Raw genomic sequence first — 22,823 nt, 5'->3', positions numbered from 1 at the left:
GGCCGGCGTCGGCGGGCCGGCGCGGCCAGCGCGGCCGGCGGGGCGGCCGGGCGGCGTCGGCGGGCCGGCGCGGTCGGCGGGGCGGCGCCGCCGGCTGCACAAGAGAGCGACAAATCGGGCACCGACCCAGCCCTGACGTACAGCCGGCGGCTGCGGTCGTCGGCGGAGAGGGGCGGTCAGCGGCGGGCTCCGGAAAGGCCCGGCTGGTAGGGCAATTCGTAGTGGACGAAAACCGCCGGCGGCAGCCAGTTCGCCGTCGGGCGCCAACCGCGCCCTGACGTACAGCCAGCCCCGACGGCTGCACAGGAGAGCGACAAATCGGGCACCGACCCAGCCCTGACGTACAGCCAATCCCGAGGGCTGCACGGGAGAGCGACAAATCGGGCACCGACCCAGCCCTGACGTACAGCCGGCGGGCTGCGGTCGTCGGTGGAGACGGGACGGTCAGCGGCGGGCGAGGCGGCGGGCTCCGGAGAGGCCCGGCTGGTAGGGCAGTTCGTAGTGGGCGAAGACGGCCGGCTCGTCGGTGGCGGCCAGTTCGCCGTCGAGGTCGATGCTGGGGGCGTTGCCGGCCAGCTTCTTGTCGTAGCGGACGCGGACCGCCTTGGGGGTGACGGTGGCGCCGGCGAGGGGTACGAAGACGAGCCGGTGGCGGCCGATGAAACCGACGCGCACGGTGGCGAACGCCGGCTCGTCGTTGATCGTGTCGACGTAGACGGCCTCGAGGTCGCCGATCTTGGCGCCGTCCGGGTCGATGACGCTCTCGCCGCGCCAGTCGCGCAGGTTCTCCGCTGGGAACATGCCTACCACTTTCCCGGGCCGGAGACCGGGAAACGCCCGTCACGGGCGGATCGCGAGGATGCCGTTGAAGGCGCCGCTCGTCACCACCTCGACCGCGCCGGTCCGGAAGTTCCAGGCGATCAGGGCGTCCCGTTCGGTCTGCACCAGCACGGTGTCGTCGACGGCGAAGGCCAGCGGTTTGCAGCACCCCTTCCAGCGGCCCGGGCCGAGGTCGAGGACGCGCTCCACCACGCCGTCGCGGGCGTTCAGCACGGCGATCGCCTCGTAGCCCTGCGCCGGGGTGCTGCCCCACGCGCCGCGGACCAGCCGGGTGCCGTCGGTGATCGGGGATCCGTACCACTCGGTCACCGCGTAGCCCGGCGGGTCGGAGAGAGGCGCCGTGCGGACGGGCGTGGGCGAGGAGGGAAGCCATTCGCGCAGCGTGCGGCCGGTGGCGGGAAGTTCGGCGAAGGTGCCGTCGCGGAAGGCGGTGCTGTCCCAGAGGGAGAGGGCGGCGGGCACCGCCGTGACGGTCCCGGCCGCCCAGTCGACCGCGGACGCGCCCGGGCCGCCCGCGCCGACCAGGACCGTCGTGTCGTCCTGCCAGGCGACCTGCTCGTTGAGGCCGGGTACGGCGATCCGGTGCGCCTTCGCCGTGGTCAGGTCGACGACCACGACGGCCTGGGGTTGCGGGACGGCGACGCGGCGGCGGTCCGGGGACAGCGAGAGCGGCCGCAGCGGCGCGGCCCGGTTGCCGCCCTCGTCGTGGGTGTACGTCAGGGCGGCGACGTCGAGCCGGACCCAGGTGCCGTCCGCGGCGAGCGCGTGGATCGGCTCCGGGCGGTCGCCGGGTTCCTCCGGGGTCGGCTGGACCAGGGCCACGGCCGCGTCGATCGGGTGCCGCGACAGCGGCTCGGCGCCGGGGGGGACCAGGCCGGCGGCGGACCCCGGCAGCGGCGGGATCGGCCGTCGCGGCATCGTGGACGGAAGCTGCTGGACCTGCGGTGCCAGGACCGCGGGCGGTGGGGTGACGACCGGGGGCGGCACATCCGGGCGCAGGGGCAGCAGCACGGCCGCCGTCGTGAGAACGGCGGCTGCCACGGCGCTCACGGCGTACCGGGATCTCTTGATCTTATGGGCCCGGTCCCACGCGGCGTGCGCGAGCGACGGCGCCGGCACCGACGCCGAGGCCTCCTCGAGGAGCTTCCGGAGTTCGTGCCGGCTCATCGCGAGACCTCCCTCAGTGATTCCCTCAGTTCGGGCGCGAGCTCCCGCAGCCGGCGCAGGCCGTCGCTGGCCTGGCTCTTCACCGTGCCGACGGAGACGCCGAGGATCTCCGCGGTCCGCGCCTCGCTCAGATCGTCGAAGTAGCGCAGCACCAGGACCGCCCGCTGACGCGGGGCCAGCCGGCGCAGCGCCCGGTCGAAGAGGAGCCTGGTCGGGACGTCGTGACCCCGATCGGGCGGCGGTTCCGGGATCGTGCTGCCGAGACGTTCCCGGCGGATCCGCCGCCACCAGGAAACGGCGTCCCGGTAGAGGATCGTGCGGACGAACGCCTCCGGATCGCCGTCGCGCACTCGGCTCCACCGCAGCGCCAGCTTGACCAGGGCGTTCTGCAGCAGGTCCTCGGCCAGGTGGTGGTCGCCGCAGATCAGGTAGGCCGAGCGCAGCAGACGATGCTGGCGGGCCTCGACGAAGGCGACGAACTCGCTGTTCACATCCTCAGAACGCATCGACCCCTCTCAAAGGTTGGGCGGTCGCCAACATCCCGGCCAGCCGCCGGACCGCCTCGTCCATCCGGTCGGGCGGGCTCGCCGCGAAGCTCAGGCGCAGGAACGATCCGGGCGGCTCGGCGGCGAACCACGGCCGTCCCGGGAAGACGATCACGCCGTGGGCCGCCGCGGCGGTCGCCAGCGCGGTGTCGTCGACGCCCTCCGGCAGCCGGACCCACAGGTGCATGCCGCCGCGGGGCACGCGCGCCGGGACGAGGCCGGGCAGGTGCCGGGACAGCGCCGCGAGCAGGGCCTCGCGGCGGTCCCGGAGCGCGGTGGCCAGCGACCTGCGGTGCCGGGTCCAGGCCGGGGACGCGACGAACTCGCAGGTGGCGGCCTGCAGCGGGCCCGCCACGAAGAAGTCGTCGAGCAGCCGGGCCGCGCGCAGGCGGGCGCCGGCCGGGCCGCGGGCGCCGATCGCCGCGACGCGCAGGCCGGGCGCCGCCGGTTTGGTGAGGCTGCGCAGGTAGACGACGTGGCCGTCCGGGTCGTCGGCGGCCAGCGGCGGCGGTGGCGTTCCGTCGATGGTGAGGTCGCGGGCGTAGTCGTCCTCGATCAGGAACGCCGCGGCCTCGCGCACCGCCTCGGCCACCGCGGCCCGGCGCTCCGCGGCCAGGGTGGCACCCGTCGGATTGGCGTGCAACGGCTGACAATAGAAGAGCTTCGCTTGGGTACGGGCGAACGCCGCGGCCAACTGGTCGGGGCGGACCCCGTCGTCGTCGGCCGGGACCGGCACCACCCGCAGACCCGCCGCCCGGGCCACCGCGAGCGCGCCCAGATAGGTCGGCGACTCGACCAGCACGGTGTCGCCCGGCGCGGTCAGCGCCCGCAGCGCGGTGGAGAGCGCGGCCTGGCCGCCCGGGCAGATCACCATGTCCTCGGCGCGCAGCCCGCCGCCGGACTCCCGGGCGAACCAGGCGCGCAGATCCTCCCGGCCCTCGACCGGCCCGCGCTGCCAGGAGGCGGGCTGCCGGGCGGCCCGGGCCAGGGCGGCGCCGAGCGCGGCGGCCGGCTGGAGGTCGGTGTCGAGGTATCCGGTGCTGAGCGAGATCGCTCCAGTAGGCGGTAACGCCAGTAGCGCCTGCATCTCGTTCGCCCCGGCCCGGGACGGGCCGAGCGACACCGTCTGCCAGGAGAGATCCGGGGTACGGGACCGGTCCGGGCGGGCCGCCACGAAGGTGCCCCGGCCGTTCCGGGTCTCAACCACACCCTCGGCCACGAGCTGCCGGATCGCGGCCGCCACGGTGACCGGGGAGGCCTGGTGACGGGCCGTCAGCTCGCGGACCGACGGCAGCCGGAGGCCGGGCGCCGACCCGGCCGCCACCCGGCGGAGATCTTGGATAACCCGGGCGGCTGCGTTACCGTTCTCCATGACAGCACAGAGTAGCGCTACTGCTCCGAGGACGATAACGGCGGGCCTGGCGCTGGGAGCGCTCGGGGTCCTCGCGTTCAGCCTGTCCCTGCCGTTCACCCGGGTCGCCGTCGGCGGCCTCGACCCGTGGTTCGTCGCCTTCGGGCGCGCCGTGGGGGCGGCCGCGCTGGCCTGGGCGTACCTGCGGTTCACCGGCGCCCCGGCCCCGACCCGGGCGCAGTGGCGCCGGCTCGCCGTGGTGGCGCTCGGGGTGGTCGCCGGGTTCCCGCTCTTCACGTCGCTGGCGCTGACCACGTCGACGTCGGCGCACGGCGCGGTCGTGGTGACGGTGCTGCCCGCCATGACGGCGATCTTCGCGGTGCTGCGGGCCGGCGAACACCCGCCGGCGCTGTTCTGGCTGGCGAGCCTCGGCGGCCTGGCCGTGGTGCTGACGTTCCTGGTCGCCAGCGGCGAGGTGCACGGCTCGCTCGGGCGTACCGACCTGTTCCTGCTGGCCGCGGTGATCCTGTGCGGGCTCGGGTACGCCGAGGGCGGCGCGCTCTCCCGCGAGCTGGGCGGCGCGCGCACCATCTGCTGGGCCCTGATCGTGGCCCTGCCGGTCACCGCGCCGATCACCGCGATCAGCGTCCTCCGCGAACCGCCGCACGCCGGCCCGGCCGGGTGGGCGGCGTTCGGCTACCTCACCGCGGTGTCCATGTTCCTCGGCTTCTTCGCCTGGTACGCGGGCCTGGCCCGGGGCGGCATCGCCCGGGTCGGCCAGATCCAGCTGATGCAGCCGCTGCTGACCCTGCTCTGGTCGGCGCTGCTGCTCGGCGAGGCGGTCAGCGGCGCCTCGGTGGGGGCGGCGGTGATGGTGCTCGGCTGCGTGGTGCTGGCCCAGCGCGCCGCCGGCCGCGGGCGCTAGAGCTTTCTCAGCAGGAGTGGCCGCCGCGATCGGTGACGCCGGTGGCGGGGTGCGCCTGCCACCGGCGTCACGGCCGTGCTCAGCACCAGGTGAGCGTGGAGTTCGTCCGCGTCACGTTGGTGATGGTGTTGTTCGAGCCGGTGCAGGGGCTCCAGGTGATGTTGGTGCCGGAGACGGTCAGGTTGCGGAGGCTGATGCCGGACGACGGCGGGAACTCGGTGCGCGCCGCGATCCGGATCTCGCCGCCGCCGCTGACCGTGCCGGAGACCGCGGCGATCACGCCGTTGTAGCAGTTCTCCAGCAGGATCGCGTTGTTGCCGGTGTTGGCGATGTCGACCCGGTCGATGGTGAAGCCGCCGCTCTCCGAGACGCAGAAGACGCCGCGGCCGCCGCCGCGGGCCTTCACCGTGCCGACCTTGATGTTGTTCGGGTACGCGCTGCCGACCCGCCCGTTGCGGTTGGCCATCCGGAACGCCGCGTAGCCGGTGCCGGCCCCGGCGTTGTCGGCGTCGACGGTCCCGACCGTGGCGTTGATGGTCTGGTTGAGCAGCAGGCCGGACTCGCCGACACTGCGGGCCGTCACCGTGCCGATCGTGATGCCGTCGACCCCGTACGTCTCCACGGCGTGCGAGGAGGCGCCGGACACGTACACGTTGTCGATCCGCACGTTGCGGGTCCACTCGGCGGTGTTGCCGCGGTTGTCGATGCGGACGCCGAGGCCGGCGCTGAGCCGCATGTCGAGCTGGCCGAGGTACACGTTGGAGACGTTGCGCATGAAGATGCCGTAGATCGGCGCGCCGGTGAGGTTCAGGTACGGCACCTCGATGTTGCTGACCCCGCGGGCGTAGATCGGGGCGTAGTCGCCGCTGCCACTGCCCGTCACGTTGATCGTGCCGCAGACCGAGAGCGACGTGTAGCTGGCGAGCGAGATCCGGCTGCCGGCGGTCATCGAGCCGTTGCCGCGGACCACGACCCGCTGCATCGACGTGCGCCCGGCGGTGAGGCTGCCGATGCCGGCCTGCACGGCGGCCCGGAAGTCGGTGCCGGTGTAGACCGCGGCCCCGGAGACGTTGCGGGCGGTCCAGGTGCTGCCGCTGACCGTCACCTCGGACTGGAAGGTGCCGGAGCCACACCCGGCGCTCGGTGTGGTGGTGACCTGCGTGAGGGACCATCTCTGGTTGGCGCCGTCGGCGTCGGCGAACTGCGAGATGATCGCGCCGTCGGCCGTGGACCACTCCCACAGGTCGAGCGCCTTGCCGGTGTGCCGGTTGATGAAGCGGACGTCGCCGTTCGCCGAGTCCTTCAGCGTGAACTGCTGCCGGGTCGTGCCGTTGTCGCTGTTCTGGACGAGCTGGGTGCCGTCGGTGGCGTTCGGCATCTCCAGGAACAGGCCGCTGTGCCGACTTTTGATCTTGTACCAGCCGGAGCCTGCGTCGACGAACTGCCACTGCTGCCAGTTGCCGTCGTTGCGGGTGAACTGGGCGATGCCGGCGCCGGCCGCGGTGGACAGGTTGTAGACGTCCATGGCCTTGCCGCTGTGCCGGTTCACGAAGACGTACCAGGCCGCGGTGTTGACCGTGGCGGCGCTGGCCTGCTGGATGCCGAACGCGGCGCCGGCGCCGCCCAGGACGAGGACGAGCAACGCGGCCCACCAGCGGCGGGGGCGGGGAGGGGATGCGGGCATGGGGGAACCCTTCCGATCTGTGAGCGCTAACAACATGGGGGATGCGCTCAATATAGACGAGTGTGGATAGATTGTGCGCGGTCACCCCGGTAGTGGCCCGGCGGGCCGGAAAGGTTGCCCGGCGTGCGCCACTATGGCGAAATGGACGATGCCGAGGCGATCCTGGCCGCCGCGACCGCGCGGGTCGACCGGCACGACCTGCCCGGAGCGCGCCGCCTGCTGGCGCCGCTGGTGAGCCGGAACGACCTGCCGGTCCCGCTGCGCGCCCGGGTGCTGCTCGAATGGGGCTGGCTGCTCGGCGCGGAGCAGCGCCACGAGGAGGCGGCCGCCGCCTTCGCCGAGGTCGTGACGCTGACCGCGGCCATGGAGAAGGCCGAGGCGCAGCGCGAACACGCCAAGCCGCGAAGCGGGCCCGACTACGCCGGGCTGCGCAGTGAGGCACTGCTGGAGGCCGGGATCTCGGCCCGGTACGCCGGCCGCCTCGACGACGCCGACCAGCTGCTCGTCGCGTGCGGGGCGATCGCCGCCGGCCGGGCCGACCACCTGCGGGAGGGGCAGGCTCTCGCGCAGCGGGCCGCTGTCGCGCACCAGCGGCACGACTTCGTCCGGGCCCGGGAACACCTCGACGCGCTGGCCGCGCTGCTGCCCCGCTGCCCGCCGCACGACCGCACCGAGCAGCTGCGCGCCGACTGGGCGCACCGGGCCGCCGTCTCGGCGCGGCTGGCGTTCGACTTCGACCGGGCCCGGGAGCTGCTGACCGGGGCCGGTGACCGCTATGCCGCCCTCGGCCGGCGCATCGGGGCCGCGAACATCGAGCGGGAGAAGGGGGCCGTTCTCGATCAGGTGGGAGACGAAGCCGGTGCACGGCAGGCGTACACGAAGGCTTTTGCGCTCTATCTGAGGGCGGGAAGCCCGCTCGGCGCCGCCCACGCGGCCCGGCGGCTCGGGCAGATGCGGCTGCTGAAGGTGCCCGAGGACCCGGACGCCGCGGGATACGCCCGCCGGCGCTTCGAGCAGGCGCTGCGGCTGGGCGCGGCCGAGCCCGGCAACCGGCTGCTCTGCGCGCTGTTCCTGGCCCGGCTGGAGCGGCTCACCGGCGATCTCGACGCGGCGCACGCGCGGCTCGCGGCGCTGCCGATCTCCGACGACGACGAGGCACCGGGCCGACTCGCGGCGCTGCCGATCTCCGATGACGACGATGCACCGGGTGGGCACGCGGCGCTGCCGATCTCCGATGACGACGATGCACCGGGTGGGCACGGCCGGCATCGCCGCAGCGGCGGCGGGCCGGACCCGCGGCATCTGTCGCAGGCGGTGCTGGAGTGGGGCATGCTGGAGCGGGCGCGCGGCGACCGGGCCACCGCGATCGGGTCGTTCCGCCAGGCCCTCGCGCTGCTCGACGCCGACCGGGATCCGAGCGCCGCGTCGATCGCGCACTACCAGCTGGCGTTCGACCTGATCCAGGACGACGAGGTCGCCGAGGCGAAGCGGCACGCGGTCGAGGCGTTCCGGCTCAGCGAGGAGGCGGGCCGGCGACTGCGCGACCCCGCCGACCGGGAGACGTTCTACCGCGACACCCGCCAGGCGTACGTCCTGGCGCTGCACTGCGCGGCCCGGGACGCCGACGGCGAGACCGCGTTCCGGGTGTCCACGGCGGCGCGGGCCGAGGCGGTCGCGGCGTTCATCCGGCAGGGCGCCCGCTTCTCCCCCGAACTGCACGCGCTGGTCACCGAGCTGGCGCTGGCCCGGCGCACGCCCGGCGCCGCGGACCGGCTGCCCGAGCTGCACCGCCGGCTCGACCGGCTCGCCACCGCCGAGCTGCGGCGCGGTGCCGTCGCCGAACCGGTGGACCTGGCCGCGACCCGGGCCTCGCTGCCGCCGGGCGGCCACGCGCTGCTGGTCGACGTTCTGGAGGACGAGACCTCGATCGCCAACCGGATCTGGCTGGCCCCGGACGGGACGGTCACCGTCGACGAGGTGACGCTGCCGCCGCGGGTGCGCGCCTGGCTGGACCGCTACCACGCGGCCGAGGCCGGCCTCGCCGCCACCGACCAGGACGACGACCTGGCCGCCCTCGGCGCGGCCGTCGTCCCGGCGGGCCTGGCCCGCGAACTGGAGCGCGGCGGCGCGCCGGCCCTGGTGATCTCCACGGGCGGGGTGCTGGGTCCGGTGCCGGTCGCGGCGATCCGGATCGGCGGGCGCTACCTCGTCGAGCTGGCCCGGATCGCGGTGGTGCCGGCGATCGGACTCTGGACGGCCCTGCGCGGCCGTCCGCCGCGTCCGGGCGCCGGCGTGGCGGCCCATCTCGACGACCACCTGCCCGGCACCCGGCGCGAGCGGCGGTTCCTGGAGGAGGCCTTTCCCGGCGTACGCATGATCGCCCCCAGCGAGATCCGTCCCCTCCTGGCCGGCGCCGCCGGCCTGGCGGCGGTCGTGCTGAGCGTGCACGGCACCGCCGCCGCCGGACTGGATCACGCGCTGACCCTGGCCCCCGGCGACGCGCTGACCGCCGCGGACCTGCTCACCTGCCGGCTGCCGGAGGCGATGCTGATGCCGGCGTGCTGGGCCGGCCGCCTCGACCTGCGCGCCGCCGCCGAGCCGCTCGGCCTGCCGACCGCGGCGCTGCTGGCCGGGGCGCGCTGGGTGCTGGCCGGGACCGTCGACATCGCCACCACGACGACGGCCAGCCTGCTCGGCGCGTTCTACCGGGAACTGGCCGGCGGCGCGGCGCCGGTGGACGCGCTGCGGGCCGTGCAGCTCGGCTATCTGCGGCGGCGCGGGCCGATGCCGCCGGCGACGTGGGCCGGGTTGTCAGTGGTCGGCGACGGGTTCCCTCACAGTGGGGCGCCCAGCCACAGCCAGGCCGTACGGTCGTAGCTCTTGACCTGGACCCGCACCCGCACGAAGTGGTCGGCGTTCAGCCCGGGATAGCCCTCGCCCACCACGTCGGCGTGCAGCCGGTCGGAGATCAGCGCCACCAGGTCGGCGGCCGGGTGGTCGACCACGGCCCGGCGCAGGGCGTCGCTGTCGAGCAGCCGGCCGGTCTCGATGATGGTGGCGCCGGTGAACCCGATCGCGGACGGGGAGAACGGCCCGGTCGTCATCGACAGCCGCAGCCGGATCCGGTCCTCCGGGTGCTCGGCGTTGTCCACCGCCACCTGCGCCCGCCACGCGTTGAGCAGCTTCGGCAGCGCCAGGTGCGGCGGGACGTGGGCCGGCAGCACGATCATCATGCCGTCGCCGGCGTCCTGGTGGTCGGTGTCCCGCAGCGCGAGCCCGGCCACGCCGAGCACCCGCTCGACGATGCCGGCCAGCCGGGTCTGCACGGCGCCCTGCTGCGGGGTGCTGCGATCGCTGTACTTCACCACGTCGACGCCGAGGCCCATCCGCTGCTCCACCGCGGACGGCGGGCCGGGTGCCGGCCGCGTGACCGGCTGGGCGACCGGGGCCCGCAACGCCGAGCGGGCCGGCTCGGCGTGGATCGGGGCCGGGATCAGCTGCCGGGTCTGCCCGGCCCGCAGATGCACCTGCTCCAGGTAGTACAGGTCGTCGGCGAGCCGCTGGTCCAGCACGTCGGCGAGGACCCGGTCGGCGGGTAGCGGCTCGGCCAGCGACCGCGTCATGTTGTCGGCCGCGATCTCGACGCCGCGCCGCATGTCGCGCAGGGATTGCAGGGTGCCGGCCACCGCAGCCTCGTCCGCGGCGAGCCCGGCCGCCTCCTCCCCCGCGAACGCGCCGGCCGACAGCAGCGCGGTGATCCGGTCCAGGCGGGCCGTCGTCGCGGCCCGCACCGCCGCGAGCCGGCTGCCGTCGCCCCGTACCCGGGCCGCGTAGCGCAGCTTCGCGGCGTGCATGAGATAGCGGCCCAGCGGCGGCAGCGCCACGTCACCGGCGCTCCAGGTGAACGCGCTCAGCTCGGCGTCCTCGCCGGGCCGGCCCAGCACGACGAGGCGGCGCACCGCGCGGTCGCCGCCCGGGGTCACCTCCCACACCGCGAAGTCGCCGGCCGTCGTCCCCCGGGTCCACCAGTGCGCGCCGTCGTCGTCCTGCTCCGGCACCGCCTCCCGGACGCCGGCCCGCACGCCGTCCGGCGATTTCGCCTGATAGACGGTGACGCCGCCGAGGAAGGCGCTGAGGCCGCCCGCGGCGAGCCGGCGCCACCACCGGGCGTACTCGACCCAGCCGGGCGACATCCGCCGCCGCCGGGACTCCGGCGTCGCCATCGCCAGGGAGAGGACCAGGACGTCGTGCTCGCGCCGGACGATCGCCTGGAAGTCGGCGTCCGGATCCTCGATGGCGGCCAGCGGACCGTCCGGCGCGGCGTGCGGATCGGCGGGCAGCCCGGCCGGCAGATCCGTGCGGGCGATCCGGTGGGTCATGCCCAGCTGGGTCCGGCACGCCTGGAAGAGCAGTCCGAGCTGCTCCGCCGCGAGCCCGGCGTCCGGCCCGTCGAGCGGCGCGAACAGGTGCGCGACGAACTCCTGCTCAGCGGGCGGGCTGGTCACCACGGCCGGCTCCGGTCCGCGGCCCGTCCGGCCGGTCCGCACCCCGATCCGGGGTCAGCGCGTGCACGAGCCGGTTCTGCCGTTCGAGCACCGGCTCCGGTATCCCCCGGGCGCCGTCCGCGCCGATCGGCGTGATCCGGGACGGCGCGCACAGCTCCAGCTGGGCGACGATCCCCGCCAGCCCGGCCGGGTCGCCGGTGGACAGCGCGTCCTGCATGCGGGCGAGCAGGCCGTCGATCCGCTCCCACCGTCCGGGCGTCACGATCCAGAGCGCAAGATCTTCGAGTACGGCGAGAGCGTCGCCGGCGGTCTCGGTGTCCCATTTCCCGGGGCGATCCATGTCCCTCACGATAGCCAGCCGGGCGGATCACCAGTGGGTGCCGACGCAGGCGTACGCGGACCAGATGATCGGCGGCGGGCCGTGCGGCGCCGACCGCCAGCGCTCCAGGCAGTCGAGCTGCACCCGGCGCAGGGCCCGGGCCGCGTCCGAGGAGTGGCACAGCTCGCGGGCGAGATCGTGGTCGAACCGCGTGGTGAAGCGGGTGTCGAGCACCGGCCAGTTGGTAGCGACCACCTGACGGGCGCCGGACCACAGCACCGCGGCGGACAGCCCGAACCACTCGCCGGCGCCGGAGCCGCCGGCGCCCGCCGAGGAGCACGCGGCGAGCAGGGCACGGACCGGGAACGGGTACGCCGGCCGGCCGTCCCGCGCGGTGAACAGGTCGGCCGCGGTGAGCTCGGCGTCCTGCAGGAGCAGGCCGCTCTCCAGGTCGCCGTCGCCGCCGGCGTGCCCGGAGTAGTAGAACAGGCCCGGGTACGACCGGCCCTGCCGTTCCAGCGCCTCCCGCAGTTCCCGGGCCGTGGCCGCGCGGGCGCCGGGCGCGCCGGACAGCACCACCCCGGCGCCGTCCGGCGGGACCCGGGCGTGCGCCAGGTCGCCGGTCGGGTCGACGCAGGCCACGCCGATCGGCAACACCTCGGCCGGGTACGCCGGGTGGCCCGCCACGTGGTCGATCAGCACGGCCGGCGCCGCCGTCCGGAGGACCGCGACCTCGAGGAGCCGCTTCGGATGCCGGGTCGGCGACGGCGGCTCGACGCCGAGCAGCGCGGTCGGCAGCACCGCGAACATGACGCCGCTGAGGACCAGCGACAGCGGATCCGCCCGCTCCCGGCCGGCGAGGGCCCGCAGCAGCGGCGGCGGGATCAGTTCCCGGCCCAGCGCCACCGAGAGCTCCTCCTCCACCCGGTACGAGAAGTTGAACTCGCTGTCCAGGTCGGCGTCCGGGTTCACCGGGCTCGCCGAGGTCAGCTCGTGCAGCAGCCGGCCCGCCTCGGTGTCGTCGCCGGCCTCGACGTACCCGCACTCGGCCACGCCCTCGCCGCGGACGCACCAGTAGACCCGCTCGTTGAACGCCCAGCCGCCCCACCACCACGCGCCGGGGCCGCCGACCCGCTCGACGTACTCCTGGAAGTCCAGCGCCGGGCCGGTCGAGCCGGCCGCGTACTCTCCGGCCAGCCGGGAGGTCCCGTCCACGGCCACCGGGCGCAGCCGGGTGGTGCCGGACGCCCCGATCGAGGTGAGCAGGCCCGCCGTCGACCGCCCCCGGTAGGACCGGCCCTCGGCCGTGGTGACCGGCAGCACCTGCAGGCGCGCGCTCTCGATGAGCTCCGCGGCGAGCGCGGCGTGGGCGGCGTCCCCGCGCCGGCAGGCGACGATGAGCGCGATCTCGCGGGCCGCCTCGCCGCCGGAGTTCTGCAGAAGCCGGATCACCGACGCCTCGGTGCGCAGGCTCAGCTCGGTGCCGCGGGCCACGGCGGTCAGCGCGTGCCGCAGGGCGCCGTCGAGGTCGCCGGCGCTGAGCAGGTAGCCGGCCCGGTGCAGGTGGGCGGAGGCGCGCAGCTCCAGGTTGCCGGAGCGCTCGGCGGCCGCCACCGCCCGCCGGGAGGCGTCGTCGCACCACGGCGGGAAGTCCTCGCCGCGCCGCCGGGAGTCGCTGAGCACGGCGAGCGCGTCCACGAAGTGGCCCAGGTGGTGGCCGGCGAGGAAGTCGACGGACTTCTTCATGAGATTCCAGGCCTCGTCGCGGGAACCGCCGGAGTCGAGCAGCGCGGCGCCGAGGTTGAACTCGGCGGCGGCCCGCTCGGCCGGGTCGGTGGCCTGCCGGGTCCGGCGCCGCATCGCCGCGACGGTGACCTCGTCCAGCGGCTGGCCGGTGCCGGCCCGCTGCGCGAACCGCATCTGGAGGAGCTGATCCCGGTATTCCGGCCGGTCACCGAGCGACCGCTCGGCCCGGTCCAGGTAGGACGCGCCGAGGTTGCCGATGCCGAGGTCGATCAGCGCCTTGGCGGCGTCGAGCATGGCCCGGCCGTGGTCGACCCGGTTGCGCGGGTCGCGCCCGAGCTCGTCCTCGGCGAGGGCGAAGCAGTGCAGGGCCGCCTCGACGTCCCGCCGCTCCAGGTGGACGAGCGCGTTGAGGTGGTGCACCCGGCCGAGGTCGCTGCGCCGGTGGACGGAGTCCTCCTCCCGCCCGAACAGGCGCGCGGCCCGCCGCAGCCGGGCTTCGGCCCGGTCCAGGTCCCCTCGTTCGAAGGCGCGCACCGCAGCCTTGGCCGCCAACACGGCCCACATCCGTCCCAGCACCTGATGGATGCAACCGTGCGCACCGACCCGGAAACAAGGAGCCGTCCGGCCATTGTGGAATGGCCTAAGGTGCGCCTATCGGCCGGTGAGCGGGTCCGGCGGGAAGAGGTCGTGGCCGTGCCACGGGTCGACGGCCTCGGGATAGGGGTCGCCGGTGGGCTCGGGTTCCATCAGCCGCGTCGGGGGTGGCTCCTGATCGGGACGGGCCTGGGCCGGGCGCGACATCAGCTTCGCGGCGGTGGCCCGCTCCAGGTTGAGCCGGGCCCGCGCCGACTCGAAGACCGGGCCGGTCAGGCCGGTCAGCGGCTCGCTCCGCCACAGGTCGAGCGCCCGGCTCACCTGTGAGGTCGCCTCGTCGAGGTTGCCGGTGCGGTGCTCGGTGTGCGCCCGGGTCAGCGCGGCCCGGAACTCCCCGGCGTCGCTCTCACTCGGCCGGAGGACATAGCCGCCCTCGGTGTACGCGATCAGCGCGGTCCGGTCCGGGTCGAGCGCCCGCCGCAGGTTGCCGACGTACCGCTGCACGATGTCGACGCCGTTCTCCGGCGGGTCACCGTTCCAGAGGGCCGTCACGATCTCCTCGAGCGGCACCGGCGTGCCGGCGTTGAGCAGCAACAACGCGAGGACGGCCCGCTGCCGCACCGGCCCGATGTCGACCTGCTCCGCCCCGCGGAACGCCCGCACCGGCCCGAGGATCTCGAATCGCAGCGTGACGGCGGATGGGCCGTCGGTCATGTCGCCATCCTCGGTCGAGCAGCAGTTCCGGCAGCAGCATAACGACGGCCTTCGCCCGCGATCGCCGACGCCGCACGAGCAGTCACCCGCACACCCCGTAAAGCGTCCTAGGAAACCAGGATGGAAGGCGGGTTCCACGGCGTCCTAGGAACCCGGGATGAAACGTGGGGTCGGACCGGAACGAACAGCTCAGGCCGGTGCGTCGGCGATGACGTGGTGGCGGCCGATCGGCAGCATCAGCGGTTTGCCGGAGACCGGATCGGTGATGACCTGGCTGTCGAGGCCGAACACGGCCCGTACACAATCCTCGGTCAGCACCGCGCCCGGCTCACCCGCCGCGTGCAGCGAGCCCGCCGCCAGGGCGATCAGATGATCGGCGTAGCGGGCCGCCATGTTGAGGTCGTGCAGGACCATCACGATCGTCGTGCCGCGGGCGGCGTTCAGGTCGGTGAGCAGGTCCAGGACTTCGACCTGGTGGCTGACGTCGAGGAACGTGGTGGGCTCGTCGAGCAGCAGCAGCTCGGTCTGCTGGGCGAGCGCCATCGCGATCCACACCCGCTGGCGCTGGCCGCCGGAGAGCTCGTCGACCGAGCGGTCGGCCAGGTCGGCGGTGTGCGTGGCGTCCAGGGCGGCGGCCACCGCGGCGTCGTCGGCGGCGTTCCAGCGGGAGAGGATGCGCTGGTGCGGGTTGCGGCCGCGGCCGACCAGGTCGGCGACGGTGATGCCTTCCGGCGCGATCGGCGACTGGGGCAGCAGGCCGAGGGTGCGGGCGAGCTCCTTGGCCGGCATCCGGTGCACCTCGCGGCCGTCGAGCAGCACGTGGCCGGCGCGCGGGGCGAGCAGCCGGGACATCGAGCGCAGCAGCGTCGACTTGCCGCACGCGTTGGCCCCGACGATCGCGGTGATCTTCCCGGGCGGGATGAGCAGGTCGAGGGACTCGATGACGGTCCGGTCGCCGTAGCCGACGGTCAAGGAGGAAACGGAGAGCGAGTGCGAAGTGGTCACAGCGAGCCTCCGGCACGGTTGGTACGGACGAGCAGGTAGATGAGGTACGGGGCGCCGAGCACCCCGGTGACGACGCCGACCGGGAACCGGGTGTCGAAGGCGAACTGCCCGAGGAAGTCGGCGGCCAGCACGAGCAGCGAGCCGACCAGCGCGGACGGCATCAGCAGCGATCCGCCGGGCCCGGTCAGGCGGGCGGCGATGGGTCCGGCCAGGAAGGCCACGAACGCGATCGGGCCGGTGGCCGAGGTGGCGAAGGCGATGAGGCCCACTGCCGCCACGATCGAGACGAGACGGGTACGTTCCAGCCGGGTGCCCAGCGCCGCGGCGGTGTCGTCGCCGAGCTGGAGCATGCTGAGGTTGCGGGCCTGGGACAGCAGCAGCGGCCCGAAGACCAGCAGCGCGACCAGCACCGGGACGGTCTCGTCCCAGGTGGAGCCGTTGAGGCTGCCGTTGAGCCAGCGCGACGCGGCCTGCAGGTCCCACTGGCCGGCCTGGCTCAGCACGTACGAGGTGGCGCTGTTCAGCATGGCGGCCATCCCGATGCCGATGAGCACGAGCCGGGTGCCGGCCACCCCGTCCTTGTACGACAGCACGTAGATGATCAGCGCGACGGCGAGGCCCGCCACGATGGCGAACGCCGAGACCCCGGCCTCGTCGAGGTGCAGCACGATGATGGCGAAGGCGGCGGCCGCGCTCGCGCCGGAGCTGATGCCGATGATGTCCGGGCTGGCGAGCGGGTTGCGCAGCATGGTCTGGAAGGTGACGCCGCCCATGCCGAAGCACAATCCGGTCACCAGCGCGAGGACGGCCCGGGGCAGGCGCAGCTCGCCGACCGTGAAGGAGGCGCCGGGGACGGTCTCGCCGAGTATGACCCGGAACACGTCGGCGGGCGGGTAGAACGTCTGCCCCACCATCAGCGAGACCGCGAAGATCGCCAGGATCGCGAGGGAGAGCACGCCGAGCACGGCGTACCGTCGCCGGCCGCGCCGCACGCGGCCGCGGGTGACGGCGGCAAGAGTGACTGTCACAGCTCCCGCACCTTCTGCCGGCGGACGACGTAGATGAAGAAGGGCGCGCCGATCAGGGCCGTGATGATGCCCGCCTCGATCTCGTCGGGGCGGTTCACGACGCGGCCGATCACGTCGGCGGCGGTCAGCAGCGCCGCGCCGACGAGGGTGGCGAACGGCAGCAGCCAGCGGTGGTCGAGGCCGACGAGCAGCCGGCACATGTGCGGCACGATCAGGCCGACGAAGGCGATCGGGCCGGCCACCGCGGTGGCCGCGCCGCAGAGCACGACGGCGCCGAGGGCGGCGATCCCCCGGGCCACGGCGACGCGTTCGCCCAGGCCGGCGGCGAGGTCGTCGCCGAGGGCCAGGGAGTTCAGCGGGCGGGCGCAGAGCAGGCAGACGATCAGGCCGCCGATCAGGAACGGCGACACCTGCCCGATGCTCTCCCAGGAGGCGCCGCCGACGCCGCCGACCTGCCAGGACTGGAAGTTCTCGGCGATGTCGCCGCGGGGCAGCACGACCGCCGAGACCAGCGAGGCGAGCGCCGCCGAGGTGGCCGCGCCGGCCAGGGCGATCTTGAGCGGCGTCGCGCCGCCGCGGCCGAGCGAGCCGACCGCGTAGACGAAGACCGCCGAGATCGCGGCGCCCGCGATGGCGAACCAGATGTACTGGGTGGCGCTGGACAGCCCGACGGTCGTCATGCCGACCGCGATCGCGAGCATGGCGCCCATGTTGATGCCGAGCACGCCGGGGTCGGCCAGCGGGTTGCGGGTGACGCCCTGCATGACCGCGCCGGAGAGGGCGAGGGCCGCCCCGACCAGCGCGGCGAGCACCGTACGCGGGATGCGCTTGACCACGGCGGCCTGGTTGAGCGTCTCGTCGGTGCCGCCGAAGGCGGCCGTGATGTCGGACCAGCCGACGATCCGGGACCCGAAGGCGACCGAGGCGAGCAGGACCAGGACCAGCACGGCGAGAACCACCAGGAGCCAGGCCAGGCGCACCCGCGCCGGGCGTCGCAGCACAGCGACACCCGGCGCGGGCGGAGTTGCGACCGAGCTCATCAGATCTTGTCAGCGGCGGCGCCGAGCAGGTCGACGTAGTCCTTCAGCACGAAGGAGACGGCGAGCGGCGTCGGGTTGGCGGCGGTGGCCACCGGCGTGCTGCCGGGCAGCGAGACGAACGAGCCACGGGCGATCGCCGGGATCTTCGACAGCAGCGGGTCCTTCTGCAGCGTCGCGAGGGTGGTGCCCTCGGCGTCGCCGTAGGTCACGATGATGTCCACGTCGCTGAGGTTCTGCACCTGCTCGGCGCTCTGGGTGAGGCTGAACTCCTTGGTGGCGGCCGACGCCTTCTCGATGCTGGCCGGGTGCTTCATGCCCAGGTCGGTGAAGAACTGCGCGCGGGTGTCGTGCGTGGTGTAGAAGCTGACCTTGCTGAGGTCGGTCGGGTCGATGTGGGTCAGGAACATCACCGACTTGCCGGCCAGCTTCGGGTAGCGGGCGGCCTCGGTCTTCATCTCGCCCTCGATCTCAGCGATCAGCGCGTCGCCCTCGGCGGCCAGGCCGAGCGCCTTGCTCTCCAGCTTGATGCTGTCGCGCCACGAGGTGGCCCACGGCGCCGACGGGTACGCGACGACCGGAGCGATCTTGCTGAGGGTGTCGTAGTCCTGCTGGGTCAGACCCGAGTAGGCGGCCAGGATGACGTCCGGCTTGGTGTTCGCGACGCCCTCGAAGTCGATGCCGTCGGTCTCGTCGAAGAGCACCGGGGTCGGCGCGCCGAGCTCCTTGAGCTTCGCGGCGTCCCAGGGCAGCAGGCCGTCGCCGTCCTCGTCACCGAAGTTGGCCTTGGCGTAGCCGACCGGGACGATGCCGAGGGCGAGCGGCACCTCGTGGTTCGCCCAGTTCACGGTGGCGACCCGCTCGGGCTTCTTCTCGATGGTGGTGGTGCCGAGCGCGTGGGTGATGGTGATCGGGAACGTCGCCGCCGCGCTGCCCGAGGCGGCCGGGGCCTCATCGTCGGACGAGGAGCCGCAGGCGGTGAGGGCCAGGGCGGTGGTGAGGGCGACGATTCCGGCGAGGAATCGGGGGGCGCGCATGCTGAGGAACTCCAATGGACCAGGGGTTAGGGGTGCCTAACCTAACACCGACGCGATCTTGCAGCTCATCGGGGGTTAGGCTCGCCTTAGTTGATCTCGAATGAGGAGAAGGTGAACCACATCCTCCGCCGGGCCGTGGCCCGGAACGGCAAGCACCTCTGGACCGGGACCGCCCTCGCCGGCGTCTACCAGCTCTGCGCCGCGCTCGTGCCGGTGCTCATCGGCGTCATCGTCGACCGGGCGGTCAGCACCGGCGACGTGGCCGCGCTGCTGCTCTGGATCGGCGTCCTCGCGCTGACCTACCTCGTGCTGGTGGTGACCTACCGCTACGGCGCCCGGCACCTGCAGCGGGCCATCGCCCAGGAGGGCCACCTGCTGCGCGTCGAGGTGGCCGCCAGGATCCTGCACCCGCGCGGGCTGCGGACCGACCGGCACGCCGGCGACCTGCTCACGGTCTCCACGTCGGACGCCGACTACACGTCCTACTTCCTCGACCACATCCCGCGGATCACCAGCTCGCTCGTGGCGGTCGGGGTCAGCGCGGTCACCCTGCTGCTGATCTCGGCGCCGCTCGGGCTGGCCGTGCTGATCGCCACCCCGATCGTGCTGGCCGTGCTCAACCTCACCGCGCCGCTGATCGCCCGCCGGGTCAAGGACCAGCAGGATCAGGCCGGCCGGGCCACCTCGCTCGCGACCGACCTGGTCACCGGGCTGCGCCCGCTGCGCGGCATCGGGGCGCAGGACGCCGCCGCCGAGCGGTACCGCGTCGTCAGCCGGCAGTCGCTGGACGCCACGCTGCGGGCCTCGCGGACCCAGAACGCGTACCTGGCCGCCTCGACGACGCTGAGCACGCTGCTGGCCGGCGGCATCGCGATCGCGGCCGGCTGGTCGGCGCTCACCGGCCGGATCACCGTCGGTCAGTTCATCACGGTGATCGGTTCGGCGCAGTTCCTGATCGAGCCGTTCGGCGTGCTCGCGGTGGTGCCGAGCTGGGTCGCCGCGGCGCGGGCCGCGGCCGGCCGGGTCGCCTCGGTGACCGAGGCCGGGCTGGTGCTGCCGGAGGGCGCCGCCTCCCCCGCGGACACCCGCTGCGACCTGCGCCTCTCACGCGTCACGCACGGTTCGCTCGACGGTCTCGACCTGCATGTCCGGCCGGGCGAGTTCGTCGGCGTGGTGGCGCACCGGCCCGCCGACGCCGAGGCTCTCGTGCGTCTTCTGACAACCCCTCATGGGTACGGGGGAGACATCCTCCTCGCCGGGGAGCGGCTCGACGCGGTGGATCGGGGACGCGCCCGCCGGCTGCTGCACGTCGAGCCGCACCGGACCGACCTGTTCTCCGGGACGCTCGCCTCGAACATCAGTGTCCGCGCCGCCACCGGTGCGGACGGCCTGCCGGACGCGCTCCGGGCCGCGGCCGCCGACGAGGTGGCCGACCTGCACCCGGACGGCCTCGACGCCCCGGTGAGCGAGCGCGGCGCCAACCTCTCCGGCGGCCAGCGCCAGCGGATCGCCCTGGCCCGCGCGCTCCTGGCGAGGCCGCCGCTGCTGGTGCTGCACGACCCGACCACGGCCGTCGACGCGGTCACCGAGCACGCCATCGCGGGCGGCATCCGCGCGCTGCGGCACGGACCGGACGCCGGGTACGGCACCCTCGTGATCACCAGTAGCCCGGCGATGCTGGCGGCCGCCGACCGGGTCGTCGTGATCGGCGACGGCACGGTCACCGCCGAGGGCACCCACGCCGAGCTGGCCGCCGGCGACGAGACCTACCGCCGGACGGTGCTGCGATGAACACCCTGCCGATCGCCGGCGCCGCGGCGACCCGTTCCTGGCTCGGCGCCGAGCTCCGGGCCCGCCGGGCGTCGGCCACGCTCACCCTGATCGCCGGCGTGCTCGCGGCCGGCGCCACGATCGTCCCGGCGTACGCCCTCGGCCTGCTCGTCGACCGGATCCGGGCCGGCGGCGACATCGGCGCCATCCTCCCGGTCGCCACGGTCATCGTGGTGGCGGCGCTGGTCGGCGGCCCGGCCACCGGGTACGCCGGCTACCTGATCCGCCGGCTCGGCTCCCGGATCCTCGCCGACCTGCGCGAACGCACCGTCGACACGGCCCTGCGGCTGCCCGCCCAGGTGCTCGACCGGGTGGGCCGCGGCGACCTGCTCTCCCGGGTGAGCGCTGACATCACCGCCGTCGACCGGGCCGTCTCCGAGGTGCTGCCCACCATGATCTCGGCGCTGCTGCTGGCCGTGATCAGCCTCGCCGCGATCGCCGGCATCGACTGGCGGCTCGGCCTGGCCGGGGCCGTCGCGGTGCCGCTCTACGTGCTCGGCCTGCGCTGGTACCTGCCACGGGCCGCCCCCGCCTACGCGGCCGAGCGGGTCGCCATCGCGGACCGGTCGCAGCAGCTCGTCGAGAGCATGCAGGGCATCCGTACGGTGCACACCTACCACCTGGAGGACCGTCACCTCGACGGGATCGCGACCGCGTCGGCGCGGGCCCGGGACATCTCGATGAGCGTGTTCGCGCTCTACACCCGGTTCGTCGGGCGGATCAGCCGCGCCGAGCTCGTCGGGCTCGGGTCGGTGCTGGTGGTGGGGTTTCTCCTCGTACAGAAGAACGCCGTGACCGTCGGTGAGGTCTCCGCCACCGCCCTGCTGTTCCACCGGCTCTTCGGTCCTCTGATCCTGCTGATGGTGACCTTCGACAAGGCGCAGGACGCGGGCGCGAGCCTGGCCCGGCTCGTCGGCGTGCTGGAGATGCCGCTCCCCCGGGCGCCCTCCTCGCCGGCTCCCGGAGGTGGTGAGCTGGTGCTCGACCGCGTCGGTTTCGCCTACGACGACGGCCCGCCGGTGCTGCGCGACGTCACGCTGCGGCTCGCTCCGGGCGAGGTCGTGGCGCTGGTCGGCTCGACCGGCGCCGGCAAGACCACCGCGGCGTCGCTGGCGGCCGGCATCCTGCGGCCCACCTCCGGCACCGCGACGCTCGGCGGGGTACCGGTCGCCGACCTGCCGGCCCGGACGATCGCCATCGTGAGCCAGGAGACGCACGTCTTCGCCGGCCCGCTCGGCGAGGACCTGCGGCTGGCCCGGCCGAAGGCCACCGACGAGGACCTCGCCGCGGCGCTGGACCGGGTCGGCGCGCTGGACTGGGCCCGCGACCTGCCGGCCGGCCTGGACACCGTGGTCGGCGACGGCGGCCACCACCTGACCGCGGCCCGGGCGCAGCAACTGGCGCTGGCCCGGGTCGTCCTGCTCGACCCGGCCGTCGTGGTGCTCGACGAGGCCACCGCCGAGGCCGGCAGCGCGGGCGCGCGCGACCTGGAGCGGGCGGCCGCCGCGGCGCTCGAGGGGCGTACCGCGCTGGTGGTCGCGCACCGACTCACCCAGGCGGCCGCCGCCGATCGCGTCGTCGTCATGGAGCACGGCGAGATCGTCGAGAGCGGGCCGCACGAGGTGCTGGTCGCGGCGGGTGGCCGCTACGCGCAGCTGTGGGGAGCGTGGTCGGCCCGATCGGCCGGCTGAGGGCCGGCCGGTCCGGCGCCGGCCTTCCGGGGCCCGGCCGGGCCGGGGCCGGTCAGCTGACGGTCGCGACGTCGGACGATTCGGCGACGCGGGCGAGGCGGCGCAGGGCGTAGCCGATCAGCAGCAGGACGAGGCCGAGCCCGGCGGCCAGCAGCGCGACGCCGAACGCGACCACCGACGTGAACAGCGACGCCTGGAGGAACGACGCCGTCATCACCGATTCCCGGTTGGGGTCGTCGCGGGGCAGTTCGGCGTACGTCTTGCCGCCCGCCATCTCGCTGGCGTGCTCGCCGATGACCATGGCCTCGGCGTACGCCTCCCACGGCTGGGACACGTGCTGTCCCGCGAACATGCCGGCGTCGTCGGACACCGTGATCTTCTGATCGGACAGCGTCGAGCTGACCGTGGCGTACGTGATCACGCCCGCGATCAGCAGAACCGCGCCCGCGATGATCACCAGTAGTCCGAGCAGGGGCACCGCCCCGGTCCTGCGCGTCGTAGCTGCCATGTCCTCATCGTCACGGCCGGGCCGGGCCGCCCGGATCGTCCGCCATGGATGAAACCGGCTGTCAGTAGACGCGGGCCACGGTGCGCAGGGCCCAGCGCATCCGGGCGGCCGCCGTCTCCGGGTGGTCGCCGTACTCGGTGGCCAGCACGGCGGCGCAGCCCCGGGAGCCGCCGTGCCGGCGCCAGGTCCGCGCGATGGCGGCCGAGACCTCGGTGAAGTCGGGGAAGGCGCTCTGTGGCAGGTCGCTGGCGAACAACGCTTCGGCGCGGGTGATGCGCACGTCGGTCCTCATGACGA

20 protein-coding genes are annotated in these 22,823 nt (G+C 74.3%); 5 read left to right on the top strand and 15 right to left on the bottom strand.

Features of this window, described 5'->3' with window-relative positions; translation table 11 throughout:
• On the top strand, nt 1–210 hold a 210-nt coding region (locus tag AB0G10_RS19320), incomplete at its 5' end, for a hypothetical protein (protein WP_360923010.1).
• A 234-nt stretch (nt 211–444) separates the two neighbouring features.
• Here the strand turns inward: AB0G10_RS19320 and AB0G10_RS19315 are convergent.
• The 4 genes from AB0G10_RS19315 to AB0G10_RS19300 are packed head-to-tail and all read right to left on the bottom strand — an operon-like array spanning nt 445 to nt 3,924.
• Nucleotides 445–801 carry a PRC-barrel domain-containing protein gene (locus tag AB0G10_RS19315; protein ID WP_360923007.1) on the bottom strand — a complete coding sequence of 119 codons (357 nt, stop codon included), beginning with the start codon at nt 799–801 and terminating at the stop codon, nt 445–447.
• Nucleotides 802–840: 39 nt separating this feature from the next.
• Nucleotides 841–2,007, bottom strand: a complete 1,167-nt coding sequence (locus tag AB0G10_RS19310; RefSeq protein ID WP_360923005.1) for a hypothetical protein — start codon at nt 2,005–2,007, stop codon at nt 841–843.
• Nucleotides 2,004–2,513 carry a SigE family RNA polymerase sigma factor gene (locus AB0G10_RS19305; RefSeq protein WP_360923002.1) on the bottom strand — a complete coding sequence of 170 codons (510 nt, stop codon included), beginning with the start codon at nt 2,511–2,513 and terminating at the stop codon, nt 2,004–2,006. The genes AB0G10_RS19310 and AB0G10_RS19305 overlap by 4 nt, the downstream gene beginning before the upstream one ends.
• Nucleotides 2,503–3,924, bottom strand: coding sequence for a PLP-dependent aminotransferase family protein (locus AB0G10_RS19300; RefSeq protein WP_360923000.1), 1,422 nt, complete (start codon nt 3,922–3,924; stop codon nt 2,503–2,505). Before AB0G10_RS19300 ends, AB0G10_RS19305 begins: the two co-directional genes overlap by 11 nt.
• Between AB0G10_RS19300 and AB0G10_RS19295 the strand changes: the two genes are divergently transcribed.
• A complete protein-coding gene (locus AB0G10_RS19295; RefSeq protein WP_360922998.1) occupies nt 3,923–4,828 on the top strand; it encodes a DMT family transporter in 906 nt (301 codons plus the stop codon). The two genes, AB0G10_RS19300 and AB0G10_RS19295, sit on opposite strands and share 2 nt — an antisense overlap.
• A 79-nt stretch (nt 4,829–4,907) precedes the next feature.
• On the opposite strand, the gene AB0G10_RS19290 is transcribed toward AB0G10_RS19295, so the two are convergent.
• Entirely contained in the window at nt 4,908–6,512 is a 1,605-nt protein-coding gene (locus AB0G10_RS19290; RefSeq protein WP_360922996.1) for an RICIN domain-containing protein, read from the bottom strand.
• A gap of 141 nt (nt 6,513–6,653) precedes the next feature.
• Here AB0G10_RS19290 and AB0G10_RS19285 point away from each other — a divergent pair, with 141 nt between their 5' ends.
• Complete coding sequence (locus AB0G10_RS19285) at nt 6,654–9,389, top strand: CHAT domain-containing protein (RefSeq protein WP_360922994.1); 2,736 nt, start codon at nt 6,654–6,656, stop codon at nt 9,387–9,389.
• Here AB0G10_RS19285 and AB0G10_RS19280 read toward each other — a convergent pair.
• The 8 genes from AB0G10_RS19280 to AB0G10_RS19245 all read right to left on the bottom strand — a co-directional run bounded on the left by AB0G10_RS19280 (nt 9,347) and on the right by AB0G10_RS19245 (nt 18,497).
• Nucleotides 9,347–11,020 carry a CATRA conflict system CASPASE/TPR repeat-associated protein gene (locus AB0G10_RS19280; RefSeq protein WP_360922992.1) on the bottom strand — a complete coding sequence of 558 codons (1,674 nt, stop codon included), beginning with the start codon at nt 11,018–11,020 and terminating at the stop codon, nt 9,347–9,349. The two genes, AB0G10_RS19285 and AB0G10_RS19280, sit on opposite strands and share 43 nt — an antisense overlap.
• On the bottom strand, nt 10,998–11,357 hold the full coding sequence (locus AB0G10_RS19275) for a CATRA system-associated protein (RefSeq protein WP_360922990.1): 360 nt from the start codon (nt 11,355–11,357) through the stop codon (nt 10,998–11,000). Before AB0G10_RS19275 ends, AB0G10_RS19280 begins: the two co-directional genes overlap by 23 nt.
• 27 nt (nt 11,358–11,384) lie before the next feature.
• Nucleotides 11,385–13,646: a CHAT domain-containing protein gene (locus AB0G10_RS19270; protein WP_360922988.1), complete on the bottom strand. Its 2,262-nt coding sequence runs from the start codon at nt 13,644–13,646 to the stop codon at nt 11,385–11,387.
• 87 nt (nt 13,647–13,733) lie between these two features.
• Nucleotides 13,734–14,390: a winged helix-turn-helix domain-containing protein gene (locus AB0G10_RS19265; RefSeq protein WP_360922986.1), complete on the bottom strand. Its 657-nt coding sequence runs from the start codon at nt 14,388–14,390 to the stop codon at nt 13,734–13,736.
• Nucleotides 14,391–14,579: 189 nt separating this feature from the next.
• Nucleotides 14,580–15,395: an ABC transporter ATP-binding protein gene (locus tag AB0G10_RS19260; RefSeq protein WP_360922984.1), complete on the bottom strand. Its 816-nt coding sequence runs from the start codon at nt 15,393–15,395 to the stop codon at nt 14,580–14,582.
• Entirely contained in the window at nt 15,392–16,423 is a 1,032-nt protein-coding gene (locus AB0G10_RS19255; protein ID WP_360922981.1) for an iron chelate uptake ABC transporter family permease subunit, read from the bottom strand. The genes AB0G10_RS19260 and AB0G10_RS19255 overlap by 4 nt, the downstream gene beginning before the upstream one ends.
• Nucleotides 16,420–17,424: an iron ABC transporter permease gene (locus AB0G10_RS19250; protein ID WP_360922978.1), complete on the bottom strand. Its 1,005-nt coding sequence runs from the start codon at nt 17,422–17,424 to the stop codon at nt 16,420–16,422. The genes AB0G10_RS19255 and AB0G10_RS19250 overlap by 4 nt, the downstream gene beginning before the upstream one ends.
• Nucleotides 17,425–17,462: 38 nt before the next feature.
• Nucleotides 17,463–18,497, bottom strand: coding sequence for an iron-siderophore ABC transporter substrate-binding protein (locus tag AB0G10_RS19245; protein ID WP_360922975.1), 1,035 nt, complete (start codon nt 18,495–18,497; stop codon nt 17,463–17,465).
• Between the two features lie 90 nt (nt 18,498–18,587).
• On the opposite strand from AB0G10_RS19245, the gene AB0G10_RS19240 reads away from it, so the two are divergent.
• Both AB0G10_RS19240 and AB0G10_RS19235 read left to right on the top strand, forming a co-directional pair.
• Complete coding sequence (locus AB0G10_RS19240) at nt 18,588–20,288, top strand: ABC transporter ATP-binding protein (protein WP_360922973.1); 1,701 nt, start codon at nt 18,588–18,590, stop codon at nt 20,286–20,288.
• Complete coding sequence (locus AB0G10_RS19235) at nt 20,285–22,018, top strand: ABC transporter ATP-binding protein (RefSeq protein ID WP_360922970.1); 1,734 nt, start codon at nt 20,285–20,287, stop codon at nt 22,016–22,018. The genes AB0G10_RS19240 and AB0G10_RS19235 overlap by 4 nt, the downstream gene beginning before the upstream one ends.
• Nucleotides 22,019–22,070: 52 nt before the next feature.
• Here the strand turns inward: AB0G10_RS19235 and AB0G10_RS19230 are convergent, their stop codons facing one another.
• Together AB0G10_RS19230 and AB0G10_RS19225 are read right to left on the bottom strand one after the other, a co-directional pair.
• A complete protein-coding gene (locus AB0G10_RS19230) occupies nt 22,071–22,526 on the bottom strand; it encodes an aromatic ring-opening dioxygenase LigA (RefSeq protein ID WP_360922968.1) in 456 nt (151 codons plus the stop codon).
• A 61-nt stretch (nt 22,527–22,587) separates the two neighbouring features.
• Nucleotides 22,588–22,818 carry a hypothetical protein gene (locus AB0G10_RS19225; RefSeq protein ID WP_360922965.1) on the bottom strand — a complete coding sequence of 77 codons (231 nt, stop codon included), beginning with the start codon at nt 22,816–22,818 and terminating at the stop codon, nt 22,588–22,590.
• Nucleotides 22,819–22,823: the final 5 nt, after the last annotated feature.

The sequence above is a fragment of the Actinoplanes sp. NPDC023714 genome, assembly GCF_040639855.1.
GTDB lineage: Bacteria > Actinomycetota > Actinomycetes > Mycobacteriales > Micromonosporaceae > Actinoplanes.
Note: the sequence above shows the minus strand (reverse complement) of the source record. Positions and strands in the feature narration are given on the sequence as shown.